Origin of the sequence: Nocardia transvalensis NBRC 15921 (assembly GCF_000308875.1) — a bacterium.
In the GTDB taxonomy this organism is placed as follows: Bacteria; Actinomycetota; Actinomycetes; order Mycobacteriales; family Mycobacteriaceae; genus Nocardia; species Nocardia transvalensis.
In genome coordinates this window covers 1-20,511 of record NZ_BAGL01000088.1, presented here as the reverse complement: position 1 = coordinate 20,511, position 20,511 = coordinate 1, and the positions used below count along the sequence as shown (strand labels likewise).

The window sequence follows — 20,511 nt, the reverse complement described above, 5'->3', positions numbered from 1 at the left end:
GCTCGTCAGGTGGGCGGGATCATCCCCCGCGCCGCGCCGGCCCCGCAGAACTCCTCGATGCGTTCGTCCAGCCTGCGGGCCTCGACCGCGTCCTGGAACTCGGGATCCGCGATGCGGCGGCGGACGCCGCTCAGGCGCTCTTCCAATTGTGCGATGCGTTTGTCCTCGGCCAGCTCCAGGACCGGGTGCAGGGCGCTCGCGGCGCCGTCGAGACTGCCGTTGATCAGGTGCGCGGTCGCGTTGTCGACGCGGGCGAGCGATTCGGCGCCGTACGAGCGGCGCTCCTCGGGGCCGTTCGCGTACAGATCGATCGCGCGCTGCGTCGCCTGTAATGCGGGTGCGGCCTGGCCTAGGTGGATGTAGGTGGCGCCGGCGTAGTACTGGCTCTTCGGCTCGTTGAATCCGAAGACGCCGCCGACCTCGTCGTGCAGGTTGTCGGTGGCGGTGGATTCGCGGGCGGTATCGGCCGCGCCGATGCAGCGCTCGGTATCGGCCGGGCTGCCCAGCTTGGCCCAGATGCGGGCCTCGATATTGTGCAGCCGCACCCGGGCCGTCGCCGATTCGGCGTACTGCTGACCGTTCTGCGCCAGCACCACCGCCCGGCGCGGGCGCTGCGATCCGTATTCGATCAGTGCCTGCATGCCGCGGGTCCAGGCGCGTAATCCGTTGTGCCCGCACAGCTCCGCGTACGCCCACGCGGCCCTGGCCTGTTCGCCGGCGGCGTCGTGATAGCCGAGGTCGGTACTGGCATTGGCCAGGAGCCCGGACAACGTCCCGGCCAGCAGATACAGATGGGTTGTGTCCGAAGGCCTCTGGTGACCCTCCAGCAGCGTGTACACCCGCCTGCGCACCCGAAGCATCTCCACCATCATCGGCACCGGTGGGACGTGGACATAGTCGTTGGCGATGCGCGTCACGTCGGCGTCGAGTTGCTCCAGAGCGGTGGCACCCACATTACTGACTTCGGCCCGACCGGCATGTTCGCTGGCTTCATGGGCAGCCGCCATGATCAGATCCCTCTCCGAAATCTCTGCTAACGCATCACCTCTCATCGCACCGGTGTCAACCAGAGCCAAAAGTTCCGCGTCGCTCGAATACTTGGCGCGCGCCGGATTCTCGAGGCACGCATCGATGTCGGGCGCGGGCCGGTCGATCAGTGGCTGATCGATCAAGGCCGCGAACCGTGCCCGCACGACTTCGTCGGACCTGGCAAGGGATGTATCCAACGCGGCCTGGTTGACCGGACGGGGATGTACCCGAGCGCCGCCCGCTTCCCATTTCGAGACCAGGCGTTCGTGGACACCGAGGTGCGCCGCGAACTCCCGGATACTCATCCGCTTGGCATCGCGGAGGGCACGGGCCTCCTTACCTGACCACTGCCGGACCACGATGTCATCCCTTCCGCACGAACTCCGTACTCCAGAGTACGAGTGCGTGGTGATCGCGGCCACAGCCGAAACCGAGCTGGTATCAGGGATTTCCCCAGCTCTCGGAGCAGAGGCAGCGGAAGGGCAGCGCAAGGAGGGCGTGCGGGCGTTTCACATCGGCCACGCGGGCGCGAAGCTGAGAGAGGATCGAGGGAGCTCGTCGTGAATGTGGAGAAACTCAGGACCGTCGAGGATTGGGTGGCGTTCTACCAGCACGAGTACGGCCTGCCGGTGAGCGAACGGGGTGGCTTCGTCATGCTCCCGATCACCGTGGGCATCGGCATCGTGCATCTGCCCACCGCACGCGCCGAGGCCGTTCGCGACTGCCTGTCCGAACAGGACATGGCGGGCCCGATGCTCGCTCGTCAGATCCGCTGGAGCTTCCTGGTGACGCCCGACAGCCGTCCCGGCGCCCAGGTGCTCGACGTGCTCAACCGTTTGGACATAGGCATTCCCGCCATCGGTAGCGCCGTGATGTTGCCGACCGGTCTCGGTCGCTGGACCAGGGAAGGGTGCCACTGGGTCCAGCCGCCGAGCCGCGACAACGAACTTCCACCCCTGTCGGTGGTCATCACGACGGCACTGGCGGTGGGAGGCGGGGGCGAGGACTGACCGCAGACCGGTCCTCACCCTCCCGCACCGGGTCCGCCCCACTTGGCAGTCGACGGGGCGGACCCGGATATGGGCTACCCGAAGTGGGTTCCTCGGGCCCGGCCGAGGGGGACCGGGCCCGAGGGCACCGGCGGCGCACCGATGATGATGGTGAAACCCGTTGTCGTCCTGCCGGGTCGGCTGCCGCCGGTACGTCGGGGGCCGTCCGCGAGATGGGTCAGGCGGCCTGCCAGAGGGCGGGGGCGCTCTCCGGATTCCAGTTGGGGTCGGTGGCCTTGTGGGCCTGCAGGCAGCTGTAGGTCTTGCCGTTGTAGGTGACCTTGTCGCCGACCGCGTAGCTGGTGCCCTGCGCCCAGTTCGAGGCCGAGGGGTTACCGCTGGTGGGCGGCTGCGGCGTGGTGGTCGGGTGGTCGTGTTCGCTGGTCGCCGGGGCACTGGTGGTCGGCTGCGACGAGGTGGGCTGCGACGGCGTCGTCGGCTGGGCCGAGGTGGACGGCGCCGGGGTGGTGGTGCCCGGCGGCGTGGTCGTGCCGCCGCCCGAGGATCCGTCTCCGCCGCCGATGTTCAGGTCGACGCAGGAATAGAAGGCATTCGAGGTGTCGGCGATGTTCCAGACGGCGAGCAGCTTCTGCTTACCGCTGAACTTGCTCAGGTCGACGGAGTGGGTGACCGTATCGCCCGGCAGCTCGTTCTTGCCGTCGACCTTGGCGACCTGGGTGTCGCCGATGAAGTACTCCCAGTCGGAGGTCTTGTGCTGCGCGGTGTTGGTCCAGGTGAAATCGACCTTGCCGGCGACGTCCTGGACCTTCCAGCCCTTGCTGTCGTCGTCGAGTTCGGGGTACTTGTTCGCCCCGCAGTTCTTCAGTCCCTTCGGGCCCTCCACGCTCTGCGGTTCGTAGGTGATGTCACCGCAGGACACCTCGCCCTTGGCGCACTGCGCCTGGCGGCTGAGCGGGGAGGAGATATAGCCGTGCGCCCCCGCGGTGGCGGCGGGCAGGACGGCGAGGACGATCGGCGCGATCCCCGCGGCCGCGCCGACTAGGGACAGCATTCTTTTGCTCACTGATGCTCCTTGTGAGAGATTGTGGACAGCGCTACCGGCACACGCTGCCGTGATCACTACGTGATAGTGGCGTGATGATCCAGATCATTTTGCAGGATAGATATGCTCTAAAACCCAGGTGATCTAAAACCTAGGGTGCAGCAATCCGACAGTCAAACGCTCGATGGGGCCTGCGTCACAGGTGGGCCGTTGTCCAGTCTTCGACTAACCTTTCGAGCTGCTGTGATAGCTCGAGTCGATTGCCGACTGTGGATGATGAGAAACTTCCGGTCGGTCGTTATGTTTGCTGTCCAGCAAACTTTTCGACTTAACACGACGCTTTATGGTCCGGGAAACCCGGCGGCATCGAAAAGTGCACTCGTAATGTGCGTGAGTTTTGTGCAATTCTACAATTGCCTGCGCCGGGGCGGCCCCGGACGAAAAACGAGGGTGGCGTCGCCATCGCTGGCGACGCCACCCTCGGGTGACTACTGAGAGCCGGTCAGTTCTTCCGGCCCGGAGCCTTCGCCCCGGACTTGAATCCGAGACCCCCGGGCTTGGCGGCCGGCGGCTCGGCGGTGCTGCCGTTGCCCCCGCTCGACGGCGTCTCCGGGGCGGCGTCCTCCGGCTCGGGTGCGGACTCGGGCTCCGGGGCGGGCGCCTCGGTGGCCGGAGTCTCGGCGGCGGGAGCGGGTTTCGGCGCTCCCGGCGCCTTCGGCCCGGGCTTCTTGAAGCCGGACTTCATGGCGAGGCCCTTGGGCGCCACGGTCGGCTTGGATTCGGTCGGCGCCTCCGATTCCGGTGCCGCGGCGGTGGATTCCGTGGCGGAGGCGTCCGCGGCCTCGGTGGGCTCCGGCTGCTCGGCGGCGGGTGCCTTCGCGCCCGGTGCCTTCGCTCCCGGCGCCTTGGCAGCGCCCTTCATGGCCAGGCCCTTGCCGCCGGGTGCCTTCGCCGCGCCCTTCATGCCCAGGCCGCCGGGCTTGGCGGTCGGGGTCGCGGGCGCCTCGGTGGATTCCTCCGCCGATTCCGTGGCGGGAGCCTTGGCTCCCGGTGCCTTGCCGCCGCCCTTCATGGCGAGACCCTTGCCGCCCGGTGCCTTCGCCGCGCCCTTCATGCCCAGGCCGCCCGGCTTGGCCGCCGGGGTCGCGGGAGTGTCGGTGGATTCCTCCGCCGATTCCTTGGCCGGTGCCTTCGCGCCCGGTGCCTTCGCGGGGCCCTTCATCGCCAGGCCCTTGCCACCGGGTGCCTTGCCGCCTCCCTTCATACCCAGCCCCTTGCCGGCCCCGGCGTTCGCCGGGGAAGCGGAGGAAGCCGGGGCAGACGAGGAAGCCGGGGAAGACGACGAAGCTGGGGCAGAGGAGGAAGCCGGGGCGGAGGAAGCGGCGGCGGTGTCGGTAGCCGCTGCGGATGCCTCCGCGGCAGCGGGTTCCGGCGCGGCCTTCTTGGGCTCCTGGACGACCTTCAGGTTCTCCGACAGCGTGCCGGACTCGACCCGGTCGATCGACTGCAGCATCAGCTGTGCCACGTCGACGACCTCGACGCCCTGGCCGACCTCGCCGGAATCCTTGCGCGCGGTGACGCCGTCGGTGAGCATCACGCGGCAGAACGGGCAGCCGGTCGCGATCAGCGACGGCGAGTTGCCGCCGTCCAGGGTGTCCAGCGCCTCGTCCACGCGATCGATATTGATGCGCTTACCGAGCTGCTCCTCCATCCACATGCGCGCGCCACCGGCGCCACAGCACATGGAACGCTCACCGTGCCGGGGCATTTCGGTGACCGTCGCACCCGAGGCCCCCATCAGCTCGCGCGGCGCGTTGTAGATCTTGTTGTGCCGTCCGAGGTAGCAGGGGTCGTGATAGGTGACCTTCTCCGAGACCGGCTTGACCTGCACCAGCTTCTTCTGCCGCACCAGGCGGTTGAGCAGCTGGGTGTGGTGCACGACCTCGTAGTTGCCGCCCACCTGCGGGTACTCGTTGTTCAGCGCGTTGAAGCAGTGCGCGCAGGTGACGACGATCTTCTTCTTCGCGTTCTCGACACCCTCGAACACCGAGTTCAGCAGTTCGATGTTCTGCATCGCCAACTGCTGGAACAGGAATTCGTTACCCGCGCGGCGCGCCGAGTCGCCGGTGCAGGTCTCCTCCGCGCCCAGCACCATGAACTTCACGCCCGCGGTCGCCAGCAGTTCGGCGACGGCCTTGGTGGTCTTCTTCGCACGGTCCTCGTACGCGCCGGCGCAACCGACCCAGAACAGGTACTCGTACCCGTCGAAGCTGTCGGCATCCTGCCCGAACACCGGAATGTCGAACTCCAGCTCCGACATCCAGTTCAGGCGGTCCTTGGCGTTCTGGCCCCAGGGGTTGCCCTTGTTCTCCAGGTTCTTGAACAGGCCCGCCAGCTCGGACGGGAACTCCGACTCGATCAGCACCTGGTAGCGGCGCATATCGATGATGTGGTCGACGTGCTCGATATCCACCGGGCACTGCTCCACGCACGCGCCACAGGTCGTGCACGACCACAGCACCTCGGGGTCGATGATGCCGCTGACGTCCTCGCCACCGACCAGCGGGCGCTCGGCCTCGTCCTTCGCGGTCTGCGAGATCTTCGCCAGCGCGGCCTCGTTCGGCTTGCCCTCGGCGTCCACCAGGCCGACCTCGTCGCCGCCCATATCCTTGCGGCCCCCGGCCAGCAGATACGGCGCCTTCGTGACACCGTGATCGCGCAGCGACATGATCAGCAGCTTCGGCGACAGCGGCTTACCGGTATTCCATGCCGGGCACTGACTCTGGCAGCGACCGCACTCGGTGCAGGTGGTGAAGTCCAGCCAGCCCTTCCACGAGAAGTCCTCGACCCGGCCGACACCCAGCGTGTCGGTGTCGGGATCGATCTCCTCCATGTCCAGCAGCGGCTTCCCCGCCGACATCATCGGCTTCGCCGCGCCCAGCGCGACACCGCCGTCGTCCTCACGCTTGAAATAGATGTTGAAGAACGCCGCGAACCGGTGCCACGCGACACCCCAGTTGATGTTGCGGCCGACCAGCAGCAGGAAGGTGCTGCCCGACACCATCTTGACGAAGGCGAACACCGCGACCATCGCGACGCTGCTCGGCAGCAGCTTGGCCACCTGCATGGTGAAGAAGTCGCTCCACGCGTTGGCGTGGCCGTAGGTGGCGATCTTGCCGGCCTTCACCAGCACCATGCCCAGGCCCTCGATCAGCACGATCAGCTCGATCGTGTAGGCCGGGCCGAATCGCGAACCGCTGAACCGCGACAGCCGCTGCGGCACCCGCGGGTGGTTGAGCTGGCGGATGACGATCAGCACCGCGATGCCGATCACGGTGGCGATGCCGAGCACCTCGTCCATCAGGTGGTAGATGCCCCAGCCACCGACGACGGGCCAGTGGAAATCGGGATCGAACGTCTGCGGATAGGCCTCGAAATACAGGATGAAACCGGCGAGGAAGCCGATCATCACCAGCCAGTGCGCCCAGCCCACCGTGCGGAATTTGTTCATCCGCGTGTGGGCCAGGAATTCGACGAGCATCGTCTTGATTCGGGGGAGGAACGGCCGCCACCTGTCCGGGGCGGACTGCCCGATCATGATGGAGCGGACCATCTTGCCGACGCCGCCGAAGAATGACGCCCAGGCCAATAGGCTGAACGCCACCCCAATCGTGCCCAGCGTCACTGTCAGGGCATTCATGTCGCGACCTTCCTTCGAGTCAACGAGCACCCGACGGCAGGGCTGTTGCCGTCGGCGGTTGCACGCATCTTAACTTCCGGTAAGTTACTCGCCGGTAACTTATCTGTCCACCCTATGATCTCTGCCGGGGCGCGCCGCAGCTTGCTGGGCTCGCCTCGCAACCGCCGTGTGACAGGACTCACGGAAATCCCCGCGATGCTGGGGTTTTCCACGGACGTAGTTCGGCTATCACGGTAAAACCCGGCAAATCCGGTCCATAACCCAGGACACGCTTAGTTCCACTGGCGGGAAACGGTTCTCGCGTCCGGCCAGTCTGTGATCTAGGCTCACTTCGTCCTGCCTGCTTTGTTCAGCTTCATACCGCTCGGGGAGGGTCTTGCAGGTCGCTCGGACGGAGCAGCGACTTGAGGGATGCGTGGGCTCTCGCGGAGAAGTTGTGCGTGGCACCCTGATGATGGATTGGATAACCGAATGAAATTCCGCAGCACTACTGCGGTCGGCGCCTTGGCGATCGGCGCCCTCACTGTGGGTTTGGGTACTGCCCACGCCGAACCCGCTGCACCATCCGAGAAGACCATCGGCTACTCGGTCAAACAGGAGGACAAGTCCTCCGTAGCCCGTCTCGGAGCCGGAGGAACCTTCGAACTGTCGAAGGCGGAGACACCCGCGGCGGCGGATGCCACGGCCTCGGAGATCGCGGGCAAGCCCGCGGAGGACGCGCCGACCCTGGTCACTCTCAAGGACGACGCGGGAAGCACCGTGATGAGCTTCCCGCTGGCGTACTCGATTGCCGGGCAGCAGATTCCGGTCAAGGCGGAGGTGCGCGACGACGGCAAGACCCTGGCGGTCACGCCCGAGCGACCGGCCGGATTGCCGACCGACCAGCCGCTGAACGTGAAGCCTGTCGTCAAGCCGGTGGCATCCAATATCGAGAATCAGCGGGCGCTGGGTGAATTCTCCACCTACTTCGGTCTCGCGACCGCGATCGGCGGATTCGTCGGCACCGCCATCGGCGCGGTGGTCGGCTGTGCCCTCGGTCTGATCGGGGTCATCGTCGGATGTCTCGTCGGTCTGCCGACCGGCGCGGCCATCGGCGGAATCCTCGGGACCGTCGTCGTCGGTGGGCCGACGTTGGTGGCCGCGGGTGTCGACCTCATGAACACCCTGAACGCGCCGAACGGCACCACCCGGTACACGGACGAGGCCATGAAGCAGCAGCAGGAAGTCGTGCAGCAGAAGCCGAACTAGTCTCGGCTCCTCCCCGAACCGGCCCGCTCGCCTTCGCGCGAGCGGGCCGGTTCGCGTTCGACTAGGCTCACGTCCTCGTATGCACTGTGCATGTGCGGTGTGACCTGATGAGGGATGGGAAGACCGAATGAAGTTCCGCGCACTGACCGCGGTCGGGGCGACGGTCATCGGGGCGATGACCGTTGTCGCCGGTCCGGCGGCCGGAGATCCCGCGCCCGAGCTACCGGACGCCGGATTCGTCGACTACGCGACCAAGATCGTCGACAGGACGATCGTCACCAGGCTGAAGGGGGGAACCTTCGAGCTGGTCGACAAGCCGGGCGCCGTCTCCGAACGGGTCCTCGACCTGAAGGACGAGACGGGACACGTCGCGCTGGAGATGCCTCTGAACTTCCGCCTGTCCGGGGTGCCGGTCCCGGTCGCGGCGGCGGTGAAGGAGGACGGCCGGGTCCTGGAGATCACGCCGGAGCAGCCCGCCGACGTGGATCGCGTCCACCCGGTGACCTCGGTGCATCCGATCGCCTCGGATCTCGAGAATCAGCGCGCGATCAACGATTTCGTCACCAAGATGAGTTTGGGTGCGGGGATCGGCACGGTGATCGGCGCCGTCGTCGGCGTCGCCATCGGCGTTGTGCTCGGTGTGCCGATCGGCGCTGCGGTCGGGTGTGCGGTGGACGCCGCCACCCTGTGTGTCCCCGGCCTTGTGGTCGGTGCCGTCGCGGGTCCCATCCTGGGCGCCTTCGCGCTCGGCGTCATCGGCGCGGCCATCGGCAGCGGGCCGACGGTCACCAGCTCCGGTGTCGACATGCTGAACACCCTCCAGGCCCCGCCCGGTACGACGCCGTGGGCGGACCTCTCGGGACCGTCCGACGTGCGCCCGCCCGCTCCGGCAGCTCCTGCCCCTCCCGCGCCTGCTCCCGCCGCACCCGGCGCTCCAACCGTGCCCGGTCCGGCCTAGCGCCGCAACAACACTCGTTATCCGGCATGCGGCATCCCTGATTCCGGCATGCCGCCTCGCCGATTCCGGCATGCCGCATCCCTGATCCCGGCATGCTTTTGGCCGGGATCCACCATCGGCACCGTGGATTCCGGCCGAAAGCATGCCGGAAAATAGTGGTGTGTGCGCCGGAATAGTGGTGTGCGCTGCCGGGGAAGGCGTCGGGCAAGGCCGGGTGCTGCTGTCGCGCGAATTCGGTCACGTGGGGCATCGGGGTCGGCTATGTTTACGACGTTGTTTGTGCATCTTCACAATCGGTCGGGGAGAGATGCGCCGCCGAACCTGATGAGGGATGGAAGATCGGATGACGATCCGTAGCGGCGTCGTGGCCGCTCTGACGGTAATCGGCGCTCTGGCCGTAGGTTTCGGTACCGCGCACGCCGCCCCGGCTCCCGACCGGCAGATCGGCTATTCCGCCGCGGTGGCGGGCGAGACGGTGACGACCGAATTGACCGGCGGCACATTCGAACTGGTCGACAGCCCGGGCGCGACACCCGATGCCCCGCGGACGCTGGTCGATATCAAGGATTCCGCCGGCGTCGTGGCCCTCGAGTTCCCGCTCGATTTCCGTGCCGGCGGGCTGCCCGTTCCGGTCCGGCCCGTGCTGCGTGACGGCGGCCGGGTGCTCGAGCTGATTGTGGAGAAGGCGGCGGGCGCGCCTGTCGCACCGGTCGCCTCGCCGATCGAGAACGACCGGGCCATCAACGATTTCACGTCCAAGCTCGGTGTCGCCGCGGCCATCGGCGGCCTGATCGGGGCCGTCGTCGGGGGTGCCGTCGGCTGCGTCGTCGGCATCTTCTTCCTGTGTGTGCCGGGGGTCGTGGTGGGCGGTGTCATCGGCGGCGCGCTGGGCGCGATCGCGGGTGGCGGGCCCAGCGTGGTCGCCAACTGGGTGGAACTCATGAATACGTTGCAGGCCCCGGACGGGACGACGCCGTGGGCCGACCGGCAGGACGGCTGACCCGCGGTCAGGCGGGCAATTCCAGCGTGCCGGTGAACGACGTCTCGCCCGTGCGCCGCCCGGTCCGCCCGAACGAGCGCTCGGTCATGCTGAAGGAGCCGTCCGTGCGCACCAGAAAGACGGTGCTGCAGCGCGTTCCGTGCATGGTGTCGGCGACGAAGCGCGCCGAGACCGCCCGTTCGCGGGGCAGCGGCAGGCCGGTATCCGGTAGTTCGTCGTCGGGCGCGAGGGTGCGGTCGGCCAGCACGTCCAGATAACCCGCGACATCGGCCGGGTCGGTCGCGATCACCGAGCGCAGCGCCAGCAGGCCCGCGCGCACCTTCGGCCATACCGGAGCCCCGGTATCGGTGCGAACGGCGGTGTCCGTCGCGTTCAGGGAGCCGAGCAGGGCCCCGTTGGACAGCCCGTGCAGGCCCGGGGTCAGCTCCCGGGGCGTTCCCGCGCTGCGATTGCTGTGCCACCACAGCGTCTCCAGATCCGAGACCACCAGGTTGTAGCCGTTGTAGTCGTCCGGGGCCGCCGCGACGCCGCGGACGAACTTCTCGGGACCCACCTCGCCGCGCAGATAGTCCATCAGCAGCGCGCCGCGCGAGCGGGCGTCGATGCGCGACTCGTTCGGGCCACGCACATTCGTCACGGCGGCGAAACGGTGCTGCGGTCGCATCATGCCCAGCCAGGTGCCCGGTACGGGCCCGGCCGCGCCGAGATCCCGCCCGGCCAGCAAACCCGGCGCTTCCGGCCACCACCGCATCGATTCGGTTGCGCGGGTATAGAACTCGTCCCGGTTGGCCGCGACGATCAACCGATATTCCGGATGAGCCCGCCAGCCCACCAGCACAAGACACATGACTCCAGCATGCCCGACGGCATCCGGGCGTGGATACGGCCGTGCACTGCCGCTGAGCTGCCCGTTGACGGGACAACGAAGAGGACGAAAAGGGCCGACGGCATATCTGCCGTCGGCCCTCGTTCGGTCCGTGGACTAGCTCGTGCGCACCCGCAGGCCCGGGTTGTCGGAGAGCACGGTGCTCACCGGCTGGGCGAAGATCTGGGGGGCGTCGCCCGTGATCGCGCCGATGATGTTGGGGATCTCGCAGATCGGGTAGTCGGCGACCGACGAGGCGCTGGCGATGCCGAGCGCCATGGTGCCCGTGACCAGCGGCCCGCCGCTGTCACCGGGGAGGGCGCAGATGTTGGCCGAGAAGGCCTGGGTCTGCTGCCGGTCCTCGATCTGCACGGTCTGGTCGATCGCGTTCACCACGCCGCAGGAGAAGCCGGTGCGCGAGCCCGACTTGCAGACCGGAGCGCCCACGACCGGGGTGGCGACACCGGTGATCGCGATCGGCGCGCCCGGCTGGCGAACCAGGTTGTTGGAGAAGCGGTCCCGCGCCTCGTCGTTGATGGCCACGACCGAGTAGTCCTGCGCGTCCAGCACCGACTTCTGGAAGGTGCCCAGCTGCGCGCCCGTCTTGTTACCCGGCAGCAGCTCGAACATGCCCGGGGCGTTGGCGGTGCCGGCGGCCGGGATGTTCGGGTCGCAGTGGCCCGCGGTGATGTTGACGACGTTGTCGTTGCGGTCCAGGCCGTTGAAACCGGCCGAGCAGACCAGCTTCATCTTGCCCGCCACCGAGGCGTAGCCGTCGCCGGCCGCGATCGGGGCGGGAGCCTGCTCGCCGGCGACCGGGGTCGCCTGTGCCACCTCGGACAGCTCCGGGCCCACCGGCGGTGCGGGCATCACGACGACCCGCGCCGGGTCGACGAAGCCCGGCATCGGCAGGCCGACCTTGTCCACGCGCACGGCGATGCTGTTGTTGACGGTATCGACGACCACGCCGCGCACGGCCTTGGCCACCGGCTCCGGCTGGGTCGACAGCCACTGCTGGAAGGCGTTCTTCTCGCTGCGCAGCACCGTCTCGCTCTTGGCGACGTCCTTGACCTGGAAACCGGCGTCCTGAGCGGACTTGCGGGCCGCATCCGAGCCCTGCCCCTGCGCCAGCGCCACCACGGCCCGGCCGGCGTCGTCGAGCCACGCGCCCGCGAACGCCTGGGGGAACTGCCGCTGCGCGTTGGTGGCGAACGCACCCACCTGCTGCGCGACCTCCGCCCGGTGCATGTACTCGTCGGGGGAGATCTTCAGGTCCCTGGTCACGGCCGCGATCAGGTCGGTCGGCAGGTTCGGGGCCGGGGCCGGTTCCGCGGACACCGTCGCCGCCATGGGTCCGAAGACCAGCGCCGCGGCCGAGGCGACAACGGCGGTTTTACGGAGACGGGTGCGGGAGTTTCGCCCCTCGGCGGGCGACGTAAGACGGATGCGTGGCAGGAGCATGAGCCGACTATATGGGTTCTGGGCGGTTATGCCTACTCATCCTCGAATTTGATCGAGACGACATCTCGGCACACCGCCACGCCGCCCCGGCGTTTCGCGAAAAATTCATCCGTGGTTCGGCTTTCACCCGGCCGTGAACCGGCTCCTACCCGGCGTTCTGGCGGGTGCGCACCGAGATTCCGGAGCCCAGTCCGCCACCGGACGCGGCGTCGATATCGCTGAGAATCGCGCGGATCGGAATGCCGAGCGAAGCGGTGCCACCATATTGCGCCAGGCCGATATTGGCCTCGTTGCAGTCCGGCGCGTCGGCCGCGTTCGACCCGCTGGTGATGCCCAGCGCCAGCGTGCCCGACACGATCGCGCCGCCGCTGTCACCGCCGAGGGTGCAGGCCGAACTGGCGAATCCGCGCACGGTCTTCGAGGTTCCCTCCGCGGTGAACAGCTGCGTCTCGACACGGTCGGCCACGATGAAACCGCAGGTGAATGTGGAGGATTGGCCGGACTTGCAGATCGGCGCGCCGATGACCGGGTCGGCCGTGCCCGTCACGCTGATGGTGGTGCCGTTGGCGCCGCGCACCGACGGCTGGTCCATACCCGCCCGCACCGCGCGCTCGCTCAGCTGGATCACCGAGTAGTCCAGGCCGCTGCTGCCGCCGACGTGGGCCCGCACGAACGAGCCCAGTTTGGGGCTTGCCTTGAGGTTGCGGACGTCGGGCAGATAGACGTCGGCCGCGCCGTCGCCCTTGTCGAGATTCGGATCGCAGTGTCCGGCACTGATATTCAGCGCGTTACCGGCGGCGTCGACGCTGTTGAAGCCGAACGAGCAGACGTCGACGGTCTTCAGCGCCGCGTCGTCGAGCGAGGTCGGCGCGCTGATGTAGGTGTCGCCGCCCATCGGCCGCCGCTCCACCGGGCCGCCGCCGTCGGGCGAGAGCACGACCTTGATATTGGCGATCAGGGTCGGCAGGTTCAGCATGTGCCCGGCCGGGGTGTTGGCGACCGTCAGCACCAGCTGGCTGTTGAGGAAGTCGATGGCCACGGAGTTGATGGCCGTGGAGAGTTCGCGCGGCAGGCCGCCGACCCAGCCGACGAGCTGGTCGAGCGAGGTTTCCAGATTGTCCGCGGAGATCGGCGACATCCGGGTCTGGTAGCCCGCCGAGGCGGCGGCGTGCGCGGCGTCGACCGAGGTGACCGCCATGACCGGCTTGCCGTCCGGTCCCAGCCACGCGCCGGCGAATTCGTCGGGACGTTCGGAGCGGAAGCCGCGGGCGTAGTCGCGCAACTGCTGGGCCCGGGCGGCGCGGTCGAGGTATTCGGCCGGGGTCATCTTCAGGTCGCGGCCGATAGCCTGCGCCATTTCCGGCGGGAGCTGATCGGCGGAGAGCTGCGCCTGTTCCGGCGCGGGTTCTGCTAACGCGGGAGACGTACCGAACCAGGGACCTACGAGAACAGTCGAGGCGAACGCGGCGGCGGCAGCTTTGACCGAGGCGCGACGCGCCGGCAACTTGCGCATGAAGTCCCTTCGTCAGGCACGGTGCGTGCCAGGTGAATCCGCGAGGAGTTAAGCCGTTGTGCGGCAACGATCCCCGTCCTACAACAGACCGAGCGTCCGGTCTGGAGCCGTTGACCCGGGTCAGCGCTTCACTTTAGGGCACAAATGCGCAGACTTCGCTACGAAACGATCACGGAGTTCAGTAATACGGTCCCGGCTGCGTCGGTATCCAGGTCGGGAAGGGCAGCGACGGGAACAGCGGCGGCGTCGTCGTTCGGTGCGGCGTCGGCGTGGGCCTGGTCGTCCGGTGCGGTGTGGTGGTCGTCGTCGGGGGCGGCGGCGGAGGCGCTTCGGATGTCGGGGGCGGCGGCGGAGGCGGCTCGGTGGTCTCGGGCTCCGGTTCGGGCGTCACCGCCACCGTCGGCGCGGGGGCCACGAAGACCGGGGGCGGCGGCGGGGCGGCGGACGTCGGCGCGGGTTCGGACCGCGCATTCGGTAGTGGCGGAACGGGAGTCGAGGTGTCGTCGCGTAGCAGCAGCGCCACGACGACGCCGCCGAAGATCAGGCCGAGCACTCCGGCCGCGGCGATCAGCAGCGGCGTGCGGCGCAGGCGGCGTGGTTCGGCCGGCGGTGGCGGTGGGGCGGGTTTCTCGGCCTCGGCGGTCGCCGGTGGTTCGGCCGGGGGAGGTTCGGCGGCCGCGGGGATGGCCGCGGAATACGCCGCGGGCATCGCCGCCGAGTACGCCTGCCTGGTCGCGTCGTCGTCCTGCAACGCCGGCAGCACGTCGGTGACGATGAGCGCGTTCTCGGCGTGGGTCGGATCGGGCGGGGTGGTGCCCGCCGGGGTGGCGAGGACGGCGGCGAGGGCGGCGCGCGCGGCGTCGCGGGCATAGCTGCGGCCGTCGATCGCGCCGGTGGGCTTGTGCTCCGGGGCGGGCAGATCGCCCTCGCTCACCAGTGCGACCGACCGCAGGCCCAGGTAGTCGAGGGCGTCGCGCAGGGCGCTCACCTGCTGGGCGGGCCAGTCCGCGGGATGGGTGGCGTAGAACTCGGCGGGGCCGCTGAGATGGTCGGCGGCCAGGTTGATCAGGCAGAACAGTGCCGTCGCGACCAGATCCTCGGCGCGGTACGCCTCACCGGCGTCGACGGAGATACCGGCCGGATTCCCGACCGCCGCGAAGAAACCGCGGATCGAATGGGAGTGGCCGGTCGGTGGATCGCCCCCCAGTGAGGCATCGCCGTCGTCGGACATGTGCAGGACCGACTCGCGGACGATGTAGTGGGGTTCGGGCGTGTCTTCCGCTGTCTCGCCGGCTCCCGCGACGATTGCCGCGACGCATTCGTCCTCGGCGATGCGCAGGCCCACCCCTGTGGCCATCTGTCTCTACCTCGCTTCGGTGCGTCCGGGTCGGCTCCGCACCGAAGTCACACGAGCAGTGAGCCGTGGCCCATGGCGCGGAGCATCGACAATAACTCCGAGCGCGACCCGGCTCCGATCCGACGCCGGATCCGCGCGACATGATGCTCCACCGTCTTCGCCGAGATGTACAGCCGAGCGCCGATTTCCCGGTAGGTGAGGCCCAGCAGGACCAGCTCGGCGACCTCGCGTTCGCGCTCGCTGAGCAGGGTGTCGCTGCCCGGCGGCGGTTCGGGCCGCGGGTCGGCCGCGGGTTCGGGCGCGCGCACGGGCAGTCGCGGCGGGCGGGCCTCGGTGCGAATCGTGCGGGCCAGCTTCAGCAATGTGGTCGCGGCGGCCGAGTCGTCGGCGGCGAGCGCGGCCTCGCTGGCCAGCCGGGCGGCGTCCCAGACCATGCCGATGGCGGCCAGCCGGCGCGCCGCAGCCGTCACGTCGTCGACGGCGACCGAGCCGCGCAGCGCCAGCACCCAGGTGCGGCCGGCGTCGGCCAGCGCCGCGGCATGCGGATCGCCCGCCTGCGCGGCCGCCTTCAATCGCTGTGCGGGAGGGAGCAATTCGTCGGGCCGCTCGCGGGCGATGGCCGCCTGGATCGCGTACCAGTGGAAAGCGTTCGACCACGCGGGGGGATTGCCCAAGCGGTGCAACAGTTTTCCGGCGGCGTCGACCAGGGCGGTCACGCGGCTCTCGTCGCGCAGCCGGATTCCGGCCAGCCACAGTTCCCCGATCGGCAGCAGGGCGAGCAGGTCGGCGCCGATATCGTCGAACAGCGGATGCGCGGCCTGCCAGGCCAGCGCCAGCGCCGCGGAGTCGCCGCCGCGGCGGGCGAGGCCGACCAGGACGCCGTGGGCGAGCAGGCGGTCACGGGCCGGGAGCGTGTCGACGGCGAGCGACGCGACCAGGTGTGCGGCCGCCTGCTCGTCGCCGCCGAGCAGGGAGGTCCAGGCCGAGAGCACGAGCAGGTGCGGATCGTCCGCCGTCGGGGACGTCGCCGATTCGATGGCCCCGCGCAGGGCGTCGGCGGCGCGGCGCGGTTCGCCCATGCTCAGGCACAGCAGGGTCGCGATGGAGACCGCGGTGCAGGGCGGGAACCGGTCGGCGGCCTCGGCGGAGGCGAGTTCGGCGCGTGCCGCCTGGATGAGGTCCGAGGCGGCCGCGAGCGCCGAGTTGCGGTCGTGCGCACCGGTTTCCGACGCGATGTCCGGATCGTCGGGAACCGGGGCCGCAGCGAGACCATCCGCCGACACCGCCGCACCGAGCGAGCGGGCGAGCGCGGTCGCGATCAGGCTCGCGGGTGCGGTCGTGCGGGTGGGTGGCCACTGCGCGGACGACGCGGACATGGCCTCGGCCGTCTCGATCTCGCCCGCCAGATAGAGCACGGTGGCGCCGACCGACCAGTCGCCGCCGACCCGCAGCGGTCCGAGCCACGAATACAGTTGCGCCGCACGGGCGGCCAGGCCGCGCCGCGTCCACACTCCGGCGCAGACCCGCACGGCCGCGGCGAGTTCGGCGGCCGGGACGTCGGCGTGGTTCAGCAGCGGTTCGGCCAGTCGGAGGGCGAGGTCGGGATTGCCGGTGCGGGCGGCGGCCTCGGCCCAGCGAATCGTGGTCGGGATCCCCGGTTTCCAGCCCGTCCCGGCGCCGCTGGCGGCGGCGGCCCGGTAGTAGCGGACCGCCTCGGCGCCGGCGGATTCCGCCGCGGCGCTGAGGTAGGTGGCCAGCCTCGCGTCCCGGACGCCGGATTCCGCCAGCAGCAGCGCGGTGTTGTCGCGCAGCAGGCCGGCCTCGAGCCGAGCTTGCAGGAGACGGCGCTGCACGGTCAGGAAGCGCCGGTCGCCCACGAGCGTGCGCAAGGGGCCGACGGCCAGTGCGAGCAGCAGATCCGCGTCGGTCACCAGCGCGCTCGCGCGGGCGCGGTCGATGAGGTCGAGCGCGTCGGCCGCGGGCGTGTCCAGGACCTCGGCGAGTTCGGCGGGGTCCAGGCCGGTGCCGGTGGCCGCGATGACGAACGCGTCCAGCAGGTGTGGATCGGCGTGGTCGAGTAGCGTTCGCGCCCAGGCGGTTACGGCCGTGTCGACGGCCGCGAGGCTCGCGTCCAGCCGCGTCGTGCACGCCGCCGCGAGGGCCGCGACCACGCCGCCGTGGATGCCCGCGGTGCAGGCGTGAATGTGCTGGGCCACCGAGCGCGGCACCGTCATCCCCAATTCCCGTGCGAACGGGGCGATGTCGGCCACGCCGAGGGTGCGCAGATCGATGACCCGGCCGCGGCGCGCCACGGCGTCGGTGAAGGCGCGCAGGGCGGGATCGTGCGGGCGCGGGCGGGTCGCGATCACCATCGTGCAGGTCTCGGATTCGACGGCCGCGCACAGCTTCACCAGTTCGCCGGGATCGACGGTGTGTGCGTCGTCGACGACCAGGGTCGGGCGCGGCCGGGGGTAGCCGGCGGCCTCGGCGACGGTGTCGCAGACGGCGATTCCGCGGGCGCGCAGGCGGTTTCGCACCGCCGCCAGCAGGGTCGACTTGCCGGTGCCGGAGCGGCCCCGGATCAGGTAGACGAGAGGGTCCGCCCGCGCGGAGTCCAGCTCGCGGAACATCTCTCGGACACCGGGCAGGGACTCGTGGGCTATCGCGGCTGTACCTGTCACCGAACCTCAACCACCTGTACGTTCGAGGATCCGGCCCGGGGCGTCGAGCACCGTGCCGAGGGTGTCACCCGTCTGATCGAGGGTGTTGCCCAGGGTGTTCCCCAGGCCGCCCGGCTGTGCGGGCGCGGTCGGTGCGGAGGGTAGTGACGGGCCGCCCGGCGGTGCGGTGGGTGCCGAGACGGGCGGCGGCGCAGGGGCGTTCGGGGCCGCTGGTGCGGCGCCCGGGTTGTTCGGCGCGGCCGGAGCGGCTGCCGCGGGCGCGCCACCCGCCTCCGGTGCGGACCCGGGAGCGGGTGCCACGGCGGCGACCGGTGCGGCCGCCGCTGTGGTGCCGTCTCGCTGGGCAATTCCGGCGGCTGCTGATGTCGCCGCGCCGGCTCGTGTGGTGTCGCCGGATTGTGCCGTCGTCGTGCCGTCGGCGGCCGCGGGAACGGGACTGGAAGAGGCTGGGGGCGTGGATGTCTGGACGGCGGTGCCCAGGGCGAGCGTTCCGGTGGTGAGCGCGGCGACCGCCACGGCCACGCCGCCGATCAGGGCGAGCCGTTTCCAGGCGCCGCGACGCGAATCGTCCGCGGTATCCACCGGCAGGGACGGCAACGCGGTGTCCTCCGTCCGTTCTGTGGGGCCCGTGCCTGCGGTCGGCTTCTGGGGGTCTGTTTCCGCGGTCGGCTGTTTTGCCGGGACCAGCGGAGTGGCAACGGTTTCCGTCGACTCCTCCGCCAGGTCGACCGCCAGTAGGGCCGCGCCGTGTGCTGCGGCCGTGGCCGCCGAGGTCGGTGCGACGGTCGGCGGGATGCCGAATTCGGCGGAGATCAGTTCGGTGAGCAGGGGAATCGCGCCACCGCCGCCCGCCAGCAGGATCCGGCCCACCGCGTCGGGGGTGATACCGGCGCGACGCAGGGCCTCGTGGACGAGTGCCATCGACTCCGTCAGCGGCGGGCGCAGCAGTTCCTCGAGATCGTCGCGGACCAGGCGGATATCGCGCGCGGGGCGGCCCGGGTAGCTGACCTCGACGACCGTCGCGGTCTTCTCCGAGAGTTCTCGCTTGGCGGCCTCGCAGCGGTGGCGCAGGGTCGACAGCTCTCGTTCGACCACCGGATCGAAGGGGTCGAAGTCGTTGTCCCCCAGCGTATTCGCGAGGACGTCGCGCAGGAGCAGCAGATCGAATTCGGTGCCGGAGACGTCCTCGGAGCGCACCGGTTCGCCGCGCGGATCGCCGGTGGGGCCGGCCACCGAGACCGTCAGACCCGTGCTGCCCAGGTCGTATACGACCGTGTCCCGCTCGGACGGGTCGTGCTCGGCGGCCAGTCGGTGCACCGCGGTGGCCTCCGGGACGAGCGTCACCGCGTCGAGTCCGGCGCGCTCCAGGGCCTCCCGCTGCGCGGCGACGGCGTGCGGCCGCCACCAGGTCGGGTATGCCACGACGGTGGCTGCCGGGGTGTTGCCGTCGAGCGCCGCGATGATCGCTGTGGCGACCAGATCGGCCGCGGCGACCGGCACTCCGTCGGCGGTCAGGATGTCCACGGGATCGCCCACGCGGGACAGGAAACCGTCCGAGACGCCCGGCGGCGCGCTCGGCCGCACGCGGGCGTCGAAAGCGCCGTACGCACCGGATGTCGTCACGGCGACCGTCCGGGACGACCCGACGGTGATGCCGAGCGCCAGGCCCTGAGCCATTCGAGAACCCCTGTCGTCCGAACCGCGAGGTGATACGGGTCTTGCCGGAAGTTGCGTGGTCGTCGCGACCTACCGGGCCTTTCGGTTGCTGAGGGGTGGTCGTTACTCGCTTCGGGCAAGTACGGGGAAATTCCCCTAATGACCTTGGTGCCCCCAGCGCCGGCGGGGCTCGAGGGAGGGGGGTTCGCCCCGTTTCGCGTAACGGCGAGCCTTCCTAGCGTGAAAGGCAATTCAGTTGCTGCGGATCCGAGGTCCGCCGAACCAGGAGACGATGTGCGATGAGCCCCAACGCGATTCTCGAGTTCATTCTGAGCTTGCTGCGCGACCACGAGGCCGCCGTAGGCTACTGCGCCAACCCCGCCCAGGCCCTGGCCGCCGCGGGCCTCGTGGAGGTGACGCCGGAGGACATCGCCGCGGTCGCGCCCATGGTGGCCGAGTCGGCCCTGGTCGCCGGCGGCTCCCAGCTCGCGGCCATCGTGGCGGCGGGCGGCGGTGCCGGTGCGAACGCGGGCGGTGCCGCGACCGCCGCAGTGAACCTGGGCACCGAGGTGGCGCTGGGTGCCGGCGCGGCCCTGGGCACGGGCCTCGAAGGCACCGCGGGCTCCGGCCTGGAACTGGGCCTGTCCGGTGGATCCGGCCTCGACGTGGGACTGGGCGCCGCCGCCGACCTGGGTGCGGGCCTGTCGGCCGGTCTGGGCGCCGCCGCGGGTGCGGGCGCGGATCTGATCGCCGGTGCGGGCGGTGCGCTCGACGTCGGCCTGGGTACCGCCGCCGGTGCCGGTGCCGACGTGGTCGCAGGCGTGGGCTCTGCACTGGGTGCGGGCCTGTCGGCCGGCTTGGGTGCCGTCGCAGGGGCTGGGGCCGACGTCGTCGCCGGAGTAGGTGCTGCGGCAGAGGCAGGTGCCGACGTGATCGCAGGCGTGGGCGGTGCGCTCGGTGCGGGCCTGGGTGCCGTCGCCGGTGCCGGAGC

14 protein-coding genes are annotated in these 20,511 nt (G+C 69.8%); 5 read left to right on the top strand and 9 right to left on the bottom strand.

What is annotated here, in order from left to right; translation table 11 throughout:
• Positions 1-5: 5 nt before the first annotated feature.
• On the bottom strand, positions 6-1,334 hold the full coding sequence (locus ON41_RS30215; protein WP_083905737.1) for an NsdA family TPR-like regulatory protein: 1,329 nt from the start codon (positions 1,332-1,334) through the stop codon (positions 6-8).
• 255 nt (positions 1,335-1,589) lie between these two features.
• On the opposite strand from ON41_RS30215, the gene ON41_RS30210 reads away from it, so the two are divergent.
• Positions 1,590-2,039, top strand: coding sequence for a hypothetical protein (locus ON41_RS30210; RefSeq protein WP_040751487.1), 450 nt, complete (start codon positions 1,590-1,592; stop codon positions 2,037-2,039).
• Positions 2,040-2,256: 217 nt separating this feature from the next.
• Here ON41_RS30210 and ON41_RS30205 read toward each other — a convergent pair whose 3' ends face one another.
• Together ON41_RS30205 and ON41_RS30200 are read right to left on the bottom strand one after the other, a co-directional pair.
• Positions 2,257-3,102: a lytic polysaccharide monooxygenase gene (locus ON41_RS30205; protein ID WP_246829628.1), complete on the bottom strand. Its 846-nt coding sequence runs from the start codon at positions 3,100-3,102 to the stop codon at positions 2,257-2,259.
• Between the two features lie 481 nt (positions 3,103-3,583).
• Entirely contained in the window at positions 3,584-6,781 is a 3,198-nt protein-coding gene (locus ON41_RS30200; protein ID WP_040751485.1) for a (Fe-S)-binding protein, read from the bottom strand.
• Between the two features lie 471 nt (positions 6,782-7,252).
• On the opposite strand from ON41_RS30200, the gene ON41_RS30195 reads away from it, so the two are divergent.
• The 3 genes from ON41_RS30195 to ON41_RS30185 all read left to right on the top strand — a co-directional run bounded on the left by ON41_RS30195 (position 7,253) and on the right by ON41_RS30185 (position 9,987).
• Positions 7,253-8,029 carry a DUF8020 domain-containing protein gene (locus ON41_RS30195; protein WP_051162810.1) on the top strand — a complete coding sequence of 259 codons (777 nt, stop codon included), beginning with the start codon at positions 7,253-7,255 and terminating at the stop codon, positions 8,027-8,029.
• Positions 8,030-8,156: 127 nt separating this feature from the next.
• Positions 8,157-8,987, top strand: a complete 831-nt coding sequence (locus tag ON41_RS30190; RefSeq protein ID WP_051162808.1) for a DUF8020 domain-containing protein — start codon at positions 8,157-8,159, stop codon at positions 8,985-8,987.
• Positions 8,988-9,330: 343 nt separating this feature from the next.
• Positions 9,331-9,987: a DUF8020 domain-containing protein gene (locus ON41_RS30185; protein WP_040751541.1), complete on the top strand. Its 657-nt coding sequence runs from the start codon at positions 9,331-9,333 to the stop codon at positions 9,985-9,987.
• A gap of 7 nt (positions 9,988-9,994) precedes the next feature.
• On the opposite strand, the gene ON41_RS30180 is transcribed toward ON41_RS30185, so the two are convergent.
• The 6 genes from ON41_RS30180 to ON41_RS30155 all read right to left on the bottom strand — a co-directional run bounded on the left by ON41_RS30180 (position 9,995) and on the right by ON41_RS30155 (position 19,541).
• A complete protein-coding gene (locus ON41_RS30180) occupies positions 9,995-10,834 on the bottom strand; it encodes an NRDE family protein (protein WP_040751483.1) in 840 nt (279 codons plus the stop codon).
• A gap of 135 nt (positions 10,835-10,969) precedes the next feature.
• Positions 10,970-12,313: a S1 family peptidase gene (locus ON41_RS30175; protein ID WP_051162806.1), complete on the bottom strand. Its 1,344-nt coding sequence runs from the start codon at positions 12,311-12,313 to the stop codon at positions 10,970-10,972.
• Between the two features lie 145 nt (positions 12,314-12,458).
• Complete coding sequence (locus ON41_RS30170) at positions 12,459-13,826, bottom strand: S1 family peptidase (RefSeq protein ID WP_040751482.1); 1,368 nt, start codon at positions 13,824-13,826, stop codon at positions 12,459-12,461.
• A 178-nt stretch (positions 13,827-14,004) separates the two neighbouring features.
• Positions 14,005-15,183, bottom strand: coding sequence for a hypothetical protein (locus tag ON41_RS30165; protein ID WP_051162804.1), 1,179 nt, complete (start codon positions 15,181-15,183; stop codon positions 14,005-14,007).
• 47 nt (positions 15,184-15,230) lie between these two features.
• Complete coding sequence (locus ON41_RS30160) at positions 15,231-17,864, bottom strand: LuxR C-terminal-related transcriptional regulator (RefSeq protein ID WP_040751481.1); 2,634 nt, start codon at positions 17,862-17,864, stop codon at positions 15,231-15,233.
• Between the two features lie 6 nt (positions 17,865-17,870).
• On the bottom strand, positions 17,871-19,541 hold the full coding sequence (locus tag ON41_RS30155) for an Hsp70 family protein (protein ID WP_040751479.1): 1,671 nt from the start codon (positions 19,539-19,541) through the stop codon (positions 17,871-17,873).
• Positions 19,542-19,819: 278 nt separating this feature from the next.
• On the opposite strand from ON41_RS30155, the gene ON41_RS39380 reads away from it, so the two are divergent.
• A partial coding sequence (locus tag ON41_RS39380; protein ID WP_218003578.1) for an IniB N-terminal domain-containing protein occupies positions 19,820-20,511 on the top strand: 692 nt, incomplete at its 3' end.

Bases quoted from the DNA above. Each gene is read 5' to 3' on its own strand.
- ON41_RS30215 (WP_083905737.1), bottom strand. From the start codon at position 1,334: ATGAGTATCCGGGAGTTCGCGGCGCACCTCGGTGTCCACGAACGCCTG.
- ON41_RS30200 (WP_040751485.1), bottom strand. From the start codon at position 6,781: ATGAATGCCCTGACAGTGACGCTGGGCACGATTGGGGTGGCGTTCAGC.
- ON41_RS30195 (WP_051162810.1), top strand. From the start codon at position 7,253: ATGAAATTCCGCAGCACTACTGCGGTCGGCGCCTTGGCGATCGGCGCC.
- ON41_RS30190 (WP_051162808.1), top strand. From the start codon at position 8,157: ATGAAGTTCCGCGCACTGACCGCGGTCGGGGCGACGGTCATCGGGGCG.
- ON41_RS30185 (WP_040751541.1), top strand. From the start codon at position 9,331: ATGACGATCCGTAGCGGCGTCGTGGCCGCTCTGACGGTAATCGGCGCT.
- ON41_RS30180 (WP_040751483.1), bottom strand. From the start codon at position 10,834: ATGTGTCTTGTGCTGGTGGGCTGGCGGGCTCATCCGGAATATCGGTTG.
- ON41_RS30175 (WP_051162806.1), bottom strand. From the start codon at position 12,313: ATGCTCCTGCCACGCATCCGTCTTACGTCGCCCGCCGAGGGGCGAAAC.
- ON41_RS30170 (WP_040751482.1), bottom strand. From the start codon at position 13,826: ATGCGCAAGTTGCCGGCGCGTCGCGCCTCGGTCAAAGCTGCCGCCGCC.
- ON41_RS30165 (WP_051162804.1), bottom strand. From the start codon at position 15,183: ATGGCCACAGGGGTGGGCCTGCGCATCGCCGAGGACGAATGCGTCGCG.
- ON41_RS30155 (WP_040751479.1), bottom strand. From the start codon at position 19,541: ATGGCTCAGGGCCTGGCGCTCGGCATCACCGTCGGGTCGTCCCGGACG.